16 protein-coding genes are annotated in these 14,952 nt (G+C 70.1%); 3 read left to right on the forward strand and 13 right to left on the reverse strand.

The features are described from left to right. Positions 1-74 precede the first annotated feature (74 nt). Complete coding sequence (locus tag AC07OX_RS15755) at positions 75-1,733, reverse strand: adenylate/guanylate cyclase domain-containing protein (RefSeq protein ID WP_495261233.1); 1,659 nt, start codon at positions 1,731-1,733, stop codon at positions 75-77. Between the two features lie 43 nt (positions 1,734-1,776). Between AC07OX_RS15755 and AC07OX_RS15760 the strand changes: the two genes are divergently transcribed. Next, the gene (locus AC07OX_RS15760) at positions 1,777-2,502 is read left to right on the forward strand and encodes a Crp/Fnr family transcriptional regulator (protein WP_354342819.1); all 726 of its coding nucleotides are present in this window, start codon (positions 1,777-1,779) and stop codon (positions 2,500-2,502) included. A 1-nt stretch (position 2,503) separates the two neighbouring features. Here AC07OX_RS15760 and AC07OX_RS15765 read toward each other — a convergent pair whose 3' ends face one another. The 4 genes from AC07OX_RS15765 to AC07OX_RS15780 form a co-directional block, all read right to left on the reverse strand. After that, entirely contained in the window at positions 2,504-2,977 is a 474-nt protein-coding gene (locus tag AC07OX_RS15765) for a DoxX family protein (protein ID WP_489057671.1), read from the reverse strand. Between the two features lie 139 nt (positions 2,978-3,116). Then, positions 3,117-4,121 carry a tripartite tricarboxylate transporter substrate-binding protein gene (locus AC07OX_RS15770; RefSeq protein WP_495261232.1) on the reverse strand — a complete coding sequence of 335 codons (1,005 nt, stop codon included), beginning with the start codon at positions 4,119-4,121 and terminating at the stop codon, positions 3,117-3,119. Between the two features lie 49 nt (positions 4,122-4,170). Beyond that, the gene (locus AC07OX_RS15775; RefSeq protein ID WP_495261231.1) at positions 4,171-5,580 is read right to left on the reverse strand and encodes an amidase family protein; all 1,410 of its coding nucleotides are present in this window, start codon (positions 5,578-5,580) and stop codon (positions 4,171-4,173) included. Between the two features lie 122 nt (positions 5,581-5,702). After that, entirely contained in the window at positions 5,703-6,485 is a 783-nt protein-coding gene (locus AC07OX_RS15780; protein WP_495261230.1) for a FadR/GntR family transcriptional regulator, read from the reverse strand. A gap of 175 nt (positions 6,486-6,660) precedes the next feature. Here AC07OX_RS15780 and AC07OX_RS15785 point away from each other — a divergent pair, with 175 nt between their 5' ends. Next, complete coding sequence (locus tag AC07OX_RS15785; RefSeq protein WP_307637542.1) at positions 6,661-7,419, forward strand: sulfite exporter TauE/SafE family protein; 759 nt, start codon at positions 6,661-6,663, stop codon at positions 7,417-7,419. Positions 7,420-7,426: 7 nt separating this feature from the next. Here AC07OX_RS15785 and AC07OX_RS15790 read toward each other — a convergent pair whose 3' ends face one another. The 5 genes from AC07OX_RS15790 to AC07OX_RS15810 all read right to left on the reverse strand — a co-directional run bounded on the left by AC07OX_RS15790 (position 7,427) and on the right by AC07OX_RS15810 (position 10,872). Continuing rightward, on the reverse strand, positions 7,427-7,789 hold the full coding sequence (locus AC07OX_RS15790) for a DUF1428 domain-containing protein (RefSeq protein WP_062479540.1): 363 nt from the start codon (positions 7,787-7,789) through the stop codon (positions 7,427-7,429). A gap of 70 nt (positions 7,790-7,859) precedes the next feature. Further along, complete coding sequence (locus AC07OX_RS15795) at positions 7,860-9,335, reverse strand: DHA2 family efflux MFS transporter permease subunit (RefSeq protein ID WP_493193101.1); 1,476 nt, start codon at positions 9,333-9,335, stop codon at positions 7,860-7,862. 52 nt (positions 9,336-9,387) lie between these two features. Beyond that, the gene (locus AC07OX_RS15800) at positions 9,388-9,807 is read right to left on the reverse strand and encodes a VOC family protein (RefSeq protein ID WP_062479535.1); all 420 of its coding nucleotides are present in this window, start codon (positions 9,805-9,807) and stop codon (positions 9,388-9,390) included. A 47-nt stretch (positions 9,808-9,854) separates the two neighbouring features. Beyond that, complete coding sequence (locus AC07OX_RS15805; RefSeq protein ID WP_447746969.1) at positions 9,855-10,382, reverse strand: SRPBCC family protein; 528 nt, start codon at positions 10,380-10,382, stop codon at positions 9,855-9,857. Positions 10,383-10,428: 46 nt separating this feature from the next. Next, positions 10,429-10,872 carry a VOC family protein gene (locus AC07OX_RS15810; protein ID WP_139699950.1) on the reverse strand — a complete coding sequence of 148 codons (444 nt, stop codon included), beginning with the start codon at positions 10,870-10,872 and terminating at the stop codon, positions 10,429-10,431. Positions 10,873-10,993: 121 nt separating this feature from the next. Between AC07OX_RS15810 and AC07OX_RS15815 the strand changes: the two genes are divergently transcribed. Further along, entirely contained in the window at positions 10,994-11,647 is a 654-nt protein-coding gene (locus AC07OX_RS15815) for a TetR/AcrR family transcriptional regulator (RefSeq protein ID WP_062479525.1), read from the forward strand. A gap of 24 nt (positions 11,648-11,671) precedes the next feature. Here the strand turns inward: AC07OX_RS15815 and AC07OX_RS15820 are convergent, their stop codons facing one another. The 3 genes from AC07OX_RS15820 to AC07OX_RS15830 are packed head-to-tail and all read right to left on the reverse strand — an operon-like array spanning position 11,672 to position 14,937. Next, entirely contained in the window at positions 11,672-12,163 is a 492-nt protein-coding gene (locus AC07OX_RS15820; RefSeq protein WP_070061951.1) for a MarR family winged helix-turn-helix transcriptional regulator, read from the reverse strand. A gap of 36 nt (positions 12,164-12,199) precedes the next feature. Continuing rightward, entirely contained in the window at positions 12,200-13,939 is a 1,740-nt protein-coding gene (locus AC07OX_RS15825; protein WP_495261229.1) for an acyl-CoA dehydrogenase family protein, read from the reverse strand. Between the two features lie 5 nt (positions 13,940-13,944). Further along, positions 13,945-14,937, reverse strand: a complete 993-nt coding sequence (locus AC07OX_RS15830; RefSeq protein ID WP_447746960.1) for a Bug family tripartite tricarboxylate transporter substrate binding protein — start codon at positions 14,935-14,937, stop codon at positions 13,945-13,947. Between the last annotated feature and the right edge of the window lie 15 nt (positions 14,938-14,952).

Raw genomic sequence — 14,952 nt, forward strand, 5'->3', positions numbered from 1 at the left:
TGCCACAAGCTGCAGTGTGAAACCGCATCACGGAAGGCGCTGTGCGTTTGCGCACCGAATCCGGCAGGTGCTGCTCAGGCCGCTTTTGCTGCGCGTGAATACATCACGGCCAGCGGCTCGGAGCGCCCGCGCACGTTCAGCGTGTCGACCGGGCCCAGCGTTGCTTCGGCGCCGGCCTGCTGCGCCGCGAACTGCGAGACCACGAGCCGCGCCGAGGCGGTCTTCGAATGGTCCTGCAGGCGGCTCGCGGTGTTGACCACTTCGCCGATGGCGGTGAAGGTGGTGGTCTCGAGGTAGCCGACCTCGCCGACGGCCGCGCGCCCGGCGTGCAGGCCCATGCCGAAGTCCAGCTGCTGGCCGAACTGGGCCTGGAAGTCGACGTTCCATGCGTCCATGCGCTCGCCGATGAGTTGGGTGGCATGCAGGGCCTGCCGGCAGGCGGTGGGCAGGTCGCTCTCGAGGCCGAAGATGGCCATCACGCTGTCGCCGATGAACTGGTTGGGCACGCCGCCGCTCTCGCGCACGGCGGCGCCCACGATGGCGAAGTAGCGGTCGAGCACGTAGGCCAGGTCGAAGGGCCACTGCCGCTCCGACAGGCCCGACCAGCGCCGCAGGTCGACGAACAAGATCGCCACGTCGCGCTCGTGCCCGAAGCGGCCGACCGGCGCGGGCCGGCCTTCGCGCGGCAGCGGCGCGAACAGCGGCGTCACCTCGATGCTGCCGCGCGGGCGCAGCTGGCAGGCCAGCCGCACGTCGTGCGGGGCGCGCACGCGCTCGAGCGTGCGCTGCTCGTCGCGGCCCGGCGTGCCGATGTGTTCGGGCGCACCGCCCACGCGCACGCGGCAGGTGGAGCAGCGCGCGCGCCCGCCGCAGATCGACACGTGCGCGATGCCGTGCGAGCGGCTGGCTTCGAGCACGCTCCAGCCGGGCGGCACGTGCACGGTGCGGTCGGGGTAGCGCAGCGCCACGGTGGCGCCGCGCGCGCGCCGGGCCAGGCGGCTGCGCGCCGCGTAGGCCGCGAGCAGGGCCAGCAGCGCCAAGGCGTAATACAGCTTGATGTTGGTTTCGGCGGCGTTGAGCGCGCGGCCCTGTTCGGGCGTCGGCAGCACGACGGGCGGCACGCCGGTCCACTGGAACTCGCGCCCCATCGAGACGAAGCCCATCGCGGCGGTCACCGGCAGCAGCACGGCCACGGCGAGCAGCGGCGCGAACAGGCGCCGGTAGAGCGGGCGCACGCGCAGCGCGAAGTGCAGGCCGAGGCAGCCGTGGGCCCAGGCGGCGAGCATCATGCCCAGCTGCGCGCCCGCGCCGGCCAGGTCCCACAGGCCCCAGACCACGCGCACGTACGAACCCTCGATGCCGTAGGCCAGCCAGGCGCCGCGCATCGCGGTGAGGTGGGTGGCCAGCAGCAGCGGCAGCGCAAAGCCCAGCAGCACGCGCAGGGCCTCGAGCGGCGGCATGCGCAGGGTGCGGCGCTCCCACAGGGCGGCCACGGCGAGCACGAGGTGGGTGAGGGCGGCGCCGTACAGCAGCAGCGTGCCGGGCAGGCTGTGCCAGAACTTCTGCACGCCGCGCAGCACGGTTTCGGCCGCGATGAAGGAGACGATGCCCAGCGAATGGTTCAGCAGGTGCGCCGTGATGTAGGCCATCAGCACCAGCCCGCTCGCCCAGCGGAGGTTGCGCCGTGTCGGCGTTCTCAGCAAAAAAGGGGAAGGAGGGGAACGTCTGTCCATGAACGGGTTCGAAGCGGCACCCGAGCATAATGCGCGCGCCTCGATGACCACCGGCATGGCCCTACCCGAACCCACCCCCCGCTCCAGCCTCGCGCTGCGCCGCATCGCGCTGCTCGAAGGCCTGTCCGACGACCGCTTCGACCATCTGGCGCGCCAGTGCCTGTGGCACAGCGTGGCGGCCGGCAAGCCACTGATGCTGCGCGCCGACCTGCAGGGCGAGGTGTTCCTGCTGGTGTCGGGCCGCGTGCGGGTGACGACCTACGCGGCCAACGGCCGGCAGGTGACGTTCCGCGATTCGGAGGCTGGCGCGCATTTCGGCGACATCGCCGCTTTGGACGGCGGGCCGCGTTCGGCCGACGTGGTCACGCTCGAACCCTGCGTGGTCGCCAGCCTGGACCGCGCGGCCTTCCTGGCGCTGCTGCGCGAGGAGCCGCTGGTGGCCGAGCGCGTGATGCAGCGGCTGGCCGCGCTGGTGCGGCAGCTGTCGGAGCGGGTGATCGACCTGAGCACGCTCGGCGTGCAGAACCGCCTGCATGCCGAACTGCTGCGCCTGGCGCGCGAGGCGGGCATCGACGGCAACGAGGCCCGGCTGGAGCCCGCGCCCAAGCACGCGGCGCTGGCCAGCCAGATCAGCACCAACCGCGAGCAGGTGACCCGCGAACTCAACACGCTGGTGCGCGGCGGCGTGCTGCGCAAGGACGGCAAGGCGCTGGTGGTGGCCGATGCCGAGCGCCTCGCGCAGATGGTGTCGCAGGTGCGCGGGGACTAGATCAGTTCCAGCGGCCGTTGGGGCCCGCCACGCTGTAGCGGCCCGCGCCCATCAGCGCCACGCTCAGCGCGCCGAACAGGTACAGGCCCTGCAGCTCCAGCGCCCAGCCGCCCTGCTTGGTCAGCGCGAACAGGTCGGCCATGTGCACGAGGCCGAAGGCGAAGAGCATGTTGATCACCACCACGGCGGCGGCGGCGCGCGTCCACACGCCCGCGATCATCAGCAGCGGCGCGACGATCTCGCCCACGAACACGAGGTAGGCCAGCCCGCCGGGCAGGCCGGCCTTGGCCAGCATGCCGCTGATGAAGCCGACGCCGGCCGAGAGCTTGAAGATGCCGTGCAGCAGCATCAGCACGCCGACCGACACGCGCAGCACCAGCTTGCCGGCGTCGTCGCGGGCGGCGGGCGTGGCAAGGAACGACGAGGAGGAAGACGCCGAAGCGGCGGAGGCGATCGGGGCAGCCTGGGTGTTCATGGCGAATCCTTGAGTGGAAGAAAAAAGGAAGAAGGCCGCCGCGGACTGCGGCGGTTGCCATGCCAGTGTGAGAGCCCCGCCGCCGCCGGTCGGTGCGTTTACGCACACTTTTCGGCGGTTGGGTGGCCGCCGCCGGGCCTCAGTCGCCCTTGTAGCCCGAGGCCTTGATCACCGGCAGCCAGCGCGCGGCCAGCGCGTCGGTGTAGCGCACCACCTCTTCGCTCGACGCGCCGGGCAGCAGGTCGTAGCCCACGCGGCCCAGCTTTTCGCGCACGTCGGGCAGGGCCAGCACCTTGCGCACGGCCCGGTTCCACTGCGCCAGCGTGGCAGGCGCGGTGTTGGCGTGGGCGTACAGCACGTAGCGCGACGAGGCCACCAGCGTCGGGTAGCCCGACTCGGCGAAGGTCGGCACGTCGGGCAGGCCGTCGGCGCGCTTGTCGCCGGCCACGGCCAGCACGCGCAGCTTGCCCGCGCGGTGGTACTCGGTGAGGGTGGTGGTGGCGTCCATGCCCGAGGCCACCTGGCCGCCGATCAGCTCGGTGACCATGGCCGCGCCGCCGCGGTAGGGCACCAGGGTGGCGCCGCTGCGCGACAGGGCCACGAAGTCCATCGCCAGGAAGTGCAGCAGCGAGCCCACGGTGGTGATGCCGATCGAGCCCTGGTCGGGGTTCGCCTTGGCGGCCTGGACGAACTGGGCCAGCGTCTTCACCGGCGAGGCGGCGCTCACGGCCAGGCCGAACTGGATGCCGCTCACGTCGGTCACGGGCTTGAAGTCGGTGGCCGGATTGAAGCGCATGTTGGCGTAGATCGCGGGGCCGATGAACATCGGGTCGACCGGCGCCAGCAGCATGGTGGTGCCGTCGGCGGGGCTGTTCTTCAGCACCTCGGCCGCCAGCCGCGTGCCGGCGCCGGGGCGGTTGTCGACCATGACCGGGCGGCCGAGTTCGTCCTTGAGCTTTTCGGACAGCAGCCGGCCCATGAAGTCGGCCGGGCCGCCGGCCGGGAAGGGCACGATCAGGCGGTTGACCGACGGCTGCGCGTTCGCGCCGAACGGCAGCAGGCCGCCCAGGCCCGTGGCCGCTGCCGCGCGGATGAGGCCGCGCCGCGAGAGCGCAGCGCCGGTGGGGAAAGTGAAGGGGGTCATCGAAAGTCTCCGGGTGGTTGGAATCGTTGGAAGAACAGGAAGAGAAAGATCACTGCGCGACCAGCGGCGTGAAGCGGGCCGCGTCTTCGATCGCCTGGCCGGCCTCCAGCAGCAGGTCTTCGCGGAAGCGCCAGGCCAGCAACTGCACGCCCATGGGCGCGCCGCCGGCCATGCCGGTGGGCACCGCGAGGCCGGGCATGCCCAGTGCGGCGGTCGCGAGCAGCGGGCTCTGCGCGTCGATGAGGGCGCGGGCGCGCTCGAGGCTGGCGACGTCTTCGTCCTGCGGGCAGGGGCGCTGCCACGACACGGGCATCAGCACCAGCGGATGGGTCTGCATGAACACCGACCAGCTGCGCAGCAGCGCCTGGCGCCGCGCGAGCGCATCCAGAAAACCGTCGCGGTCGGTCTCGGCCATGCCTTCGAGCAGGTAGCGCTGGCTGCGCCGCATGAGGTCGTCGCCGTGCTGCTCGACGCCCGCGATGATGTTGCGGCGGGTGTCGTCCACGATCAGCGTGCGCCACAGGGCGGCGGCTTCGCCGAAGCAGGGCAGCTCGGCTTCGTCGACCGCGTAGCCCGCCTGCTGCAGCCAGCGCGCGGCGTCGTCCAGCGCCTGCGTGACGGCCGGGTCGACCGGGATGCCCGGCGCGCGCTTGAACAGCGCCACGCGGATCGGGCCGGCGGGGCGCGGCAGCTCGTGCGGCATCGGCACCCAGTTCGGGTCGCGCGCGTCGGGGCGCGCCATGGCCTCGTAGCCCAGGCGCAGGTCGGCGATGCTGCGCGCCAGCGGCCCCTGCACCGACATGAGCTGCGGCGTGATGCCGCGCTCGCTGGTCGCGCTCGGGTTGAAGGCCGGCACGCGGCCGGCCGTGGGGCGCAGGCCGGCCACGCCGCAGGCGTACGCGGGGTAGCGGATCGAGCCGCCGATGTCGTTGCCGTGCGCCAGCGCGCCCATGCCGCTGGCCACCGCGGAAGCCGCGCCGCCGCTGGAGCCGCCGGGCGTGATGGCCGCGTTCCACGGGTTCAGCGTGCGGCCGTGCACGCCGTTGTCGGTGAACCAGCGCGACGAGTAGGTCGCGGTGTTGCTGCGCCCCACGATGACGGCGCCGGCACTGCGCCAATGCGCCACCACCGGCGCGTCCTCGCGGGCGATGTGGTCCTTCAGCGGAATCACGCCGTTGGTCGTGGCGTGGCCGGCCTGGTCGACGTTGACCTTGATGCTCACCGGCACGCCGTGCAGCGGGCCCAGCGCTTCGCCGCGCAGGGTGCGCGCGTCGGCCGCGTCGGCGCTGGCCAGGGCCTCGTCGGCCAGCACTTCGGCCAGGGCATTGAGGCGCGGGTTGAGTTCGGCGATGCGCGCGAGCACGCTGGTCGTCACTTCGCGGCAGGACAGCTCGCGGCGGCGCACGGCGTCGGCGAGGTCGGTGGCGCTGCGCTGCCAGAGGGCGGGGGATGCAGTCATGGGAGGTCTTCGGGAAAGTTCAGGCAAAGGAAACCCCGCACCCCGGCGCGACCGGGGTGAAGGCAAGAGAGAGCAGGGGAAGCGGGCGGCGGCGACGCGGATCAGCGCGCGCCGCGCAGGCGTCAGCCGGTCGGTTTCTTCATGAGCAGGCTGCCGCGGTCGACGCGGGATTCGGCTTCGAGGGCCAGGGCTTCGGCGTGTTCCATGTGCACGCGCATGACCTCGCGCGCACGCGCGGGGTCGCGGGCGCGCAGCGCGTCGAGCAGTTCGGTGTGGCTGTCGACGATCTCCTCGTCGAACTGGTCGAACTCGGTGAGCGCGTTGCGCACGATGATCACGCGGCGGATCACGTCGTTGAGCAGGCGGCACACCAGCGCCAGGAAGGGGCTGCTGCAGGCCTCGGCCAGGCGGTCATGGAACAGCAGGTCGGCCTCGCGGCGCTCGTTCCAGTCGGTGCTGCCGCCGTGGGCCGGGTGGCTGTGGCCGATGAGCGCCTCCAGCGCGGCGAGGTCGGCCTCGGTGAGGCGCGTGGCCACGTTGGCGGCCAGCTCGGGCTCGACCACGCGCCGCAGCGCGTACAGCATCGTGATGTCGACCGGCTGGAAGTACAGGAAGTTCGACACCGCCTGCAGGCACTGCTCGTACGAGGCCTGCGTGAGCGTGGCGCCGCCTTTGGGGCCGGTGCTGATCGCGACCAGCCCCTGCACCTGCAGCGCGGCCAGCGCCTCGCGCACCGTGCCGCGCGACACGCCGAGCTGCTCGATCAGCTCTTTCTCCTGCGGCAGCTTGTTGCCGACCTGCTGCTGGGTCTGCACGACCCAGCGCTTGATGTTGTCGACCACCTGGTCGGAGCGCTTCACGCGCTTGTCGCGCGTGAGCGAAGGCTTGGGTTGGGAAGGGGGCATCTGCGTTTCGGGTATTTATGATCATAAATGTCATAAATCTCGAAAACGCTGTCAAGCGGGTTGTCCCGCGAGGCGTGGCCGGGGTGGGCCGTCGGCAGGAAACCGGGCTTCCTGCTACGCTCCCGGACGGCCCGCCTGCCCCTGGCGGGCTTTTTTCTGCGCTGCTGGTTTCCCCATGGTTTTTCCCCTCATCACCGACCCGTCGTTCTACGCGGTCGCCGTCCCCGCCGTGCTGCTGCTCGGCATCAGCAAGAGCGGCTTCGGCGCCGGTTTCGGGTCGCTGGCCGTGCCGATGATGGCGCTGGCCGTCACCGTGCCGCAGGCGGCGGCGATTCTGATGCCGCTGCTGCTGCTCATGGACCTGCTCGGCCTGGCCGCGTTCCGGCGCGACTTCGACCGCTCGCTGCTCAAGTTCCTGGTTCCGTTCGGGCTGGTCGGCACGGTGATCGGCACGCTGCTGTTTCGCGTGCTGTCGGCCCACACGGTGGCGGGCATCGTGGGCGTGTTCACGCTGGTGTTTTTGGCGCAGCGTCTGCTGTTTCCGCCCAAGCCCAACGACCCGCTGCCGTCGCGCGCGGTGGGCGCGGTGCTGACGGCCGTGTCGGGCTTCACCAGCTTCATCGCGCATGCGGGCGGGCCGCCGATCAATGCCTACGTGATCCCGTTGAAGCTCAAGCCGGTGGTGTTCACGGCGACCATGGCCTACTTCTTCTTCGTGGTGAATCTCAGCAAGTGGATTCCCTATGCGTGGCTCGGCCTGCTCGACTTTCGCACGCTGGCCACCTCGCTCGTGCTGATGCCGATCGCACCGCTGGGCGTGTGGATCGGCATCCGCATTGCACGCCGCATCGATGCGACGTGGTTCTATCGCTTCGTCTACCTGGGCATGCTGCTCACGGGCCTCAAGCTCGTCTACGACGGCTTCCTGGCCTGAGAAAGCATCAAAGTTCCACGATCGACTTGAAGCCGCCGAAGATCATGCGTTTGCCGTCGAACGGCAGGTTCTTCATGTCCATCATGGCCTCCAGGCGCGGGTCGGCCATGACCTTCTTGTTGATCGTGTCGCGGTGCTTGCGCGACTTGTAGGTGATCCACGAGAAGGCCACGGTCTCGTCGGCCTTGAGCTTCACGCTTTGGGGGAACGACGTGAGCTTGCCGGGCTTCACGTCGTCGGCGATGCACTCCACGTACTCGAGCGCGCCGTACTCCATCCAGACCTTGCCGGCCTTGCGTGCGAGCTTGCGGTAGGCCTCGACGTTCTTGGTGGGAATGGCGACGATGAATCCGTCTACATAACGAGCCATGTCTGTTCTCCTGAATAGGGGATAGAAACGTTGAAAAAGAAAAAGCGGGGGCTGCATGGCGCCGTCGCGTTCACGACGACGCCGTGTTGCCCGCCGCGCCCGGGGCCGACGCTGCTTCGTTGTTGTTGTGGGTGTGCCCCGGCGCGGCCGGGCGAAGCAGCAGGACCCCGATCAGACCCGCCGCCGCCGCGAACACGGCGCCGACCAGGAATGCCAGGTTGTAGCCACCGGTGAGCGCCAGCGGCATCTGCGCGCCGGCGGTGGCCATGGCGGTGGTGCGTGCCGCCGCGGCGCTGGCCAGCACGGCCAGGCCCAGGGCGCCGCCCATCATGAAGGCGGTGTTGACCACGCCCGAGGCCAGGCCCGAGTCGGCCGGGTCGACCTCGCTCATGGCCGCCAGCAGCACCGGGTTGAAGGCCATGCCCGCGCCCAGGCCCAGCAGCACCATGCCGGGCAGCACGTCGAGCACAAAGCTGCCGTTGACCGGCGCGCGCGCGAACAGCGCCAGCCCGAGGGCTGCGAGCCACAGCCCCGCCGCCAGCGGCTTGCGGATGCCGAAGCGCATCACGATCTTGGCCGAGAGGCCGAGCGAGAACACCGCCATGATCACGTTGGCCGGCAGGAAGGCCAGCCCGATCTGCATCGGCGTGTACTGCAGCACCAGCTGCATGTACAGCGCCGAGATGAAGAACCACGCGAACATGGCCGCGGCCCACAGCACGCCCACCACGTTGGCCACCGACACGCTGCGCAGTTTGAACAGGCCCAGCGGCATCAGCGGATGCTGCACGCGCGCCTCGATGGCGATGAAGACGGCCAGCAGCACCACGGCCGCACCGAGCAGGCCCATCGTCTGCGTGGAGCCCCAGCCCGCTTCATTGCCGTTGACCACGCCGTACACCGCGAGCATCAGCGACGAGGTGACGGTGATGGCGCCGGCCACGTCGAGCTTCTCGCCGTGCGCATGGCCGCGTGCGTTGGGCAGCAACGCCACGCACAGCGCATACACCGCCACGCCGATCGGCAGGTTGACCAGGAAGATCCAGTGCCAGCTCAGCGTGCTCGTGAGCAGCCCGCCCAGCAGCACGCCGATGCTGCCGCCGCCCGCGCACACGAAGCCATACACGCCCATCGCCTTGGCGCGGTCGGCCGGCTCGGTGAACAGGTTCATGATGAGCGAGAGCGCCACGGCCGACACCACCGCGCCGCCCAGGCCCTGCACCGCGCGCGCCGCCACCAGCAGGCCTTGCGAGGTCGAGACCCCGCAGGCCAGCGAGGCCAGCGTGAACAGCACCAGACCCGCGAGGAACACGCGGCGGTGGCCGTACAGGTCGCCCAGCCGCCCGCCCAGCAGCAGGAAGCCGCCGAAGGTCAGCATGTAGGCGTTCACCACCCAGACCAATGACGTCTCGGAAAAGCCGAGGTCGGTGCGGATCGAAGGCAACGCCACGTTCACGATCGTGGTGTCCAGCACGATCATCAGCACGCCCAGGCACAGCACCATCAGGGCGAGCCAGCGCTTTCGGTTGTCGAGGGTTTCGGTCATGGAAGGTGCTTCCTGCGAAGAAGAGAAAAAGTAGAGAGAGGCGGCTCCGTGCTCAGACCAGCGCCTTGCCGCCGTTGATGAGCCACGGCGTGCCGAAGCGGTCGGTCACCATGCCGAAGCCTTCGACCCAGAAGGTCTTCTCGAACGGCATGCCGATCGAGCCGCCGTCGGCGAAGGCGTCGAAGATGCGCCGCGCCTCGGCCACGGTGTCGAGCGTGAGCGCCACGCCGAAGCCCTTCATGCCTTCGAAGGGCTGGCCCGGCATGGTGTCGGAGGCCATGAGGATGCCGTCGCCGTAGGTGAGCGACGCATGCATGATCCGCTTCTTGGCCTCGGCCGGCATCTGCTCGGTGTCGGGCGCTTCGCCGACGGTCATCATCATCTGCATGGTGCCGCGCAGCGTCTTCTCGTAAAAGCGCATGGCCTCGGCGGCGTTGCCGTCGAACGTGAGGTAAGCGTTGATGGGGGACATGAGAGTTCCTTGAATGAGTGAGGTGAGTCGATGGAGGAAAGAGGCGTCTACTTTTCGGTTGCGCTCTTCAGATTGGCCAGGCCCGCCTCGAAGTCCTTGCCGATCATCTGGTCCATGTCGAAGAAGATGCCCATGAGCTTGGCCATGTAGGGGCTCGGGCCGTACATGGCCCAGGTGACCTGCGTGGCGCCGCCCTGCGGCTGCAGCGTGAACTCGGCCGTGTTGTGGCCTTCGAAGGGCTTCACGAAGTCGAGCTTGATCGCGACCTTCGACGCCGGCTGCGATTCGGTGATTTCCATCGTGCCCGCGCCCGCCTTGCTGTTGCCTTCCCAGGCGTAGGTCGCGCCCTTGCCGCTGGCGGCGCCGCCGTAGCTGCGCTTCATGGCCGGGTCGAGCTTCTCGTAGGGCGACCACGCGCCCCAGCGGTGGAAGTCGTCGATCAGCGGAAAGATTTTTTCGGCCGGCGCCTCGATGCGCGTGGTGCGCTCGACGCGGAAGCTATCGGGTCGCGTGGCGCCGTAGATGAGCAGCGCGGCAATCAGCGCGAGAACGGCGAGGACGATGGTCTTGAGCATGATGAAGAAAAGCGAGTGGGAAGAGTGAAGAACGAGCCCCCGCGCATCACGCGGCGGCCGGGTCCGCCACCAGCAGCCAGCCCACGCCGAAGCGGTCGCTGAGCATGCCGAAGCTGGTGGTGAAGAAGGTCGGGATCAGCGGCTGCATCACCTGGCCGCCGTCGGCCAGTGCGTCGAACCACTTGCGGGCGTCGGCGTCGCTGTCGGCCGACAGCGACAGCATGATTCCCTTGAACTCGGCCTGGCCGGAGCAACGTCCGTCGGACAGCATGAGCTCGGTCTGGCCGATGCGCAAGACCGAATGCATCACTTTGTCAGGGCCGGGCATGCCGCCGGCGCAGCCGGCGTCGGGGTTGCCCTCGGGGCCGCCGGTGGCCGGCGCCTCGCTGTAGCGCATCAGCTGCACGACTTCGGCGCCGAGCGCCTTCTTGTAGAAGGCAATCGCTTCGTCGCAACGACCTTCGAAGGACAGGTAAGACTGGACTTTCATGGCGTTTCCTTTCGGTTGGTTCACGGGCACAACGGGTCTGCGCGAAAACAATGGAATTACTTTGTGTACACCGTCCACAAAGAATAGCAGAGATAATGGACAGTGTCCACATGGAGTCGCGATGAAGCTCAACAACGTTCCCGAAAGCCTGCCGCCCGCGCGCAGCACCTACCGCCACGGCGACCTGCGCCGTGCGTTGCTGGATGCGGGCATCGAACTGGCGCGGGACGGCGGCCCCAGTGCCGTGGTGCTGCGCGAGGCCACGCGCCGCGTGGGCGTGGTGCCGAACGCGGCGTATCGCCACTTCGCCAGCCGGCACGACCTGCTGCTGGCGGTGCGCGCCGCGGCGCTGTCGGAGGCGGCCAAGGCGATGGAGGGCGAGCTCGCCGTGCTGCCCTGCGACCAGCCGCCCGCCGACTTCGCGCGCGCCCAGGTGCGCGCCATCGGCACCGCCTATCTGCGCTTTGCGCAGGCGCAGCCGGGGCTGTTCCGCACGGCCTTCGTGGTGTCGGAAGACGCGCAGGGCGACGTCGGTCCCGACGGCGCGGGCGCCAGCGGCATGAACCCGTTCGAGTTGCTGGGCGCGGCCGTCGACCGGCTCGTGGACGCGGGCCTGCTCGACCCGGCGCGGCGCCCGGGCGCCGAATACCTCGCGTGGTCGGCGGTGCACGGGCTGGCGTTGCTCATCATCGACGGCCCGCTGCGCGGGGTCGACGCAACGGCCACGCACGCGCTGGGGCAGCGCCTCATCGACATGGTGGAACGCGGCCTGTAGCCGCAGCGTCGCCGCGCTCCGGTCTCAGAGATAGATCTTCTGCAGCAGCTTGATGAGCGTCTCGCGCTCGCGCGTGCTCAGGCGGCTGCTGGCTTCGGTTTCCAGTTGCACCACGGCCTGCTCGGCTTCGCGGATCAGCGTCTCGCCGGCCGGCGTGAGGTGCAGGCCGACGGCGCGGCCGTCGTGCGGGTGCGGGCGGCGTTCGATGAGGCCGCGGCCGTCCAGCGTGGCCACCAGGCTCACGAGGTTGGGCGGCAGGATGTCCAGCGTGTTGCACAGCTGCCGCGAGGTGGCGCCCGGGTTGTGCGCCAGCAGCGAGAGCACCGAGAAGTCGATCTGCTTGAGGCCGTAGGGCGCCATGCGGTCGGCGAACACGGTGCTCACGATCAGCCAGGCGCGCCGGGCGTTGTAGCCGACCAGCCCTTCGAGCACGCGGGCGTCGAGCCGGTCCGTGCGGGGGGACGGCAGGGCGGCGGATTCGGTTTTGGCGGACGGTGTTTTCGCGGGAGGAGGCATGCGGCGAGCGTAACCGCGCGTTGCTTTCTCGAACAACTAGCGTGACGCCTCTTGTGCGGAATGCGCCAGTGCGACACCCTCACAAGCCCGCTTGACGATGCCCAGGCGCATCTCGAACTCGGGCAGCACCCAGCGCCGGAAGGCCGCCGCGGCGCGAAGGAGATCCGCATCGGCGGGCGCGGCCACTTCGATGCGGGCCCAGGCCCACGCCATCAGCGTGAGCGCCGTCACGCGCAGGAAGTCGTCCGCCACTTCGTACGGCAGCACGGGGTTGGCGTGCGCCGCCATCGCCACCGTGGTGCCGAGGTAGCGCAGCTGCGCCAGCCGGCGCTGCACGTCGGCATCGGCCTCGCGCGAGGCGTCGAGCGTGTCGCGCAGCTCGAGCAGCACGGCCGACAGCGCCGCGCCGCCGTCGGGCAGCACCTTGCGCACCAGCAGGTCGATGGCCTGGATCTCGTTGGTGCCCTCGTAGATCATGGTCACGCGCGCGTCGCGCACCACCTGCTCGACGCCCCATTCGCGCACGTAGCCGTGGCCGCCGAACACCTGCAGGCAGTCGCTCGCGCCGTGGAAGGCCTGGTGCGTGCAGGCGGCCTTGAGCACCGGCGTGACCAGCGAGCACCAGCGCTGCGCGCGCTCGCGTGCCTTGGGGTCGCTGTCGTGCGTGGCGATGTCGAGCATCAGCGCGCTGCGGTAGGCCAGCGCGCGCGAACCGTCGATCCAGGCGCGCTGCGTGTCGAGGATGCGGCGCACGGCCGGATGCTCGGCGATCAGGTCGGCCGCCTCGGTGCCGCGGCTGGCGGGCGCGGGGCCGGGTGCACGCATCTGGCGGCGCTCGGCGGCGTAGGCGTCGGCCTTCTGCCACGCGGCATCGAGCAGGCCGATGCCCTGCAGCGCCACGTGCAGGCGCGCCGCATTCATCATCACGAACATCGCGGCCAGCCCGCGACCAGGCTCGCCGACCAGCCAGCCGGTGGCGTCGTCGAAGCGCATCGTGCAGGTCGGGCTGCCGTGCAGGCCCATCTTTTCCTCGATGCGCTCGCAGTGCACCGCGTTGCGTGCGCCGTCGGGCAACACCTTGGGCACGAGCGCCAGCGACAGGCCCTTGGGCCCGACCGGTGCATCGGGCAGGCGGCACAGCACGAGGTGCACGATGTTCGGCGTGAGGTCGTGCTCGCCGCCCGAAATGAAGATCTTGCCGCCGTTCACGCGCACGCTGCCGTCGGCCTGCGCCGTGGCGCGCGTGCGCACCTGGCCGAGGTCGCTGCCGGCATGCGCTTCGGTGAGGCACATGGTCGCGAGCCATTCGCCGGTCGCGATCTTCTGCAGGTAGCGGCTCTTCAGTTCGTCGCTGCCGTGGTGCTTGAGGCAGGCGTACGCGCCGTGCAGCAGCCCCGGCGCCATGGTGAAGCCGTGGTTCGCGGCGCTGAGCCATTCGTAGAGGATGGCCTCGAGCACCGCGGGCAAGCCCTGTCCGCCGTCTTCGGTGGCGGCGGACAGGGCCGGCCAACCGCCGTCCACGAAGGCCTGGTAGGCCGCGCGAAAGCCCGGGGGCGTGAAGACCTCGCCGCCGTCGAAGCGGCAACCGACCTCGTCGCCCTCGCGGTTCAGCGGCGCGATCACCTCGCCGACGAAGCGTGCGGCTTCTTCGAGCACCTGCGACTGCAGCGGCTCGTCGACCTCCGCGAAGGGCGCGAGGGCACGCAGGCGCGTGGGTGCATCGAGCACCGCGTTCAACAGGAAGCGGACGTCTTCGGGGCGAGGCTGGTAATGCATGGGGTTCAGGACTCGGCGGTGAAGCCGATCTTCTTGACCAGCGGACCCCAGCGTTCGTACTCGGACTGCAGCGACTTCTTCATCTCTTCGGGCGAGGAGCCGTGCGCGATCAGGCCTACCGACAGCAGGCCGTCGGCCACGGCCTTGTCCTTCAGCGCGGCCTGGATCGCGGTGCTCGCGACGGCGATGGTCGCGGCCGGCGTCTTCGCCGGTGCGAAGAAACCGAACCACTCGTCGGCCACGATCTCGGGGAAGCCCTGCTCGGTGAAGGTCGGCACGTCGGGCAGGTAGGCGGGGCGTTGCGCGCCCGAGGTGGCGAGCACGCGCAGCTTGCCGGCCTTGGCGAAGGGCAGGCAGTCGCCGGCCGGCGTCAGGCACGAGGCGATCTGGCCGCCCACCACGTCGTTGATGCCGGGCAGCGAGCCGCGGTAGGGCACGTGGCGCAGGTCGGTGCCGGTGCTCAGGCCCAGCAGCGCGCCCAGGAAGTGCGGCGTGGAGCCCGCGCCCGGCGAGCCGTAGCTGGCCTGGCCGGGGTTGGCCTTGGCCCAGGCGATGTAGTCCTTCAGCGTCTTCACGCTGGCCGGCACCATCGGGCCGACGGCCAGGCCGTGCGTCATCACGGCGCCGATGGAGATGGGCGCGAAGTCGGGGATGGCGTAGCTGAGCTTGGTGTAGATGTGCGGGTAGATCGACAGCGCCGAGGCCTGCGCGAGGCACAGCACCGCGCCGTCGGCCGGCGAGGTCTTGAGCGTGTCGAGCGCGATGCGCCCGCCCGCGCCGGGCTTGTTCTCGACCACCGGGTTGGTGGCGGTGAAGGGCGTGTTGCCCAGCTTGTCGGCCACGCGGCGGGCCACGCTGTCGCCCGCGCTGCCGGCCGGAAAGCCGTAATAGATCTTCACCTGCTGCTGCACCGCCTGGGCGAGTGCGGCAAGGGGATGCAATGCGGCGAGCGCGGCGGTGCCGCCGAGCGCCGCCGTGAATTGGCGTCGGGTGGTCATGGTCTTGTCTCCTGG

The sequence above is a fragment of the Variovorax sp. GW821-FHT09D07 genome, assembly GCF_059416345.1.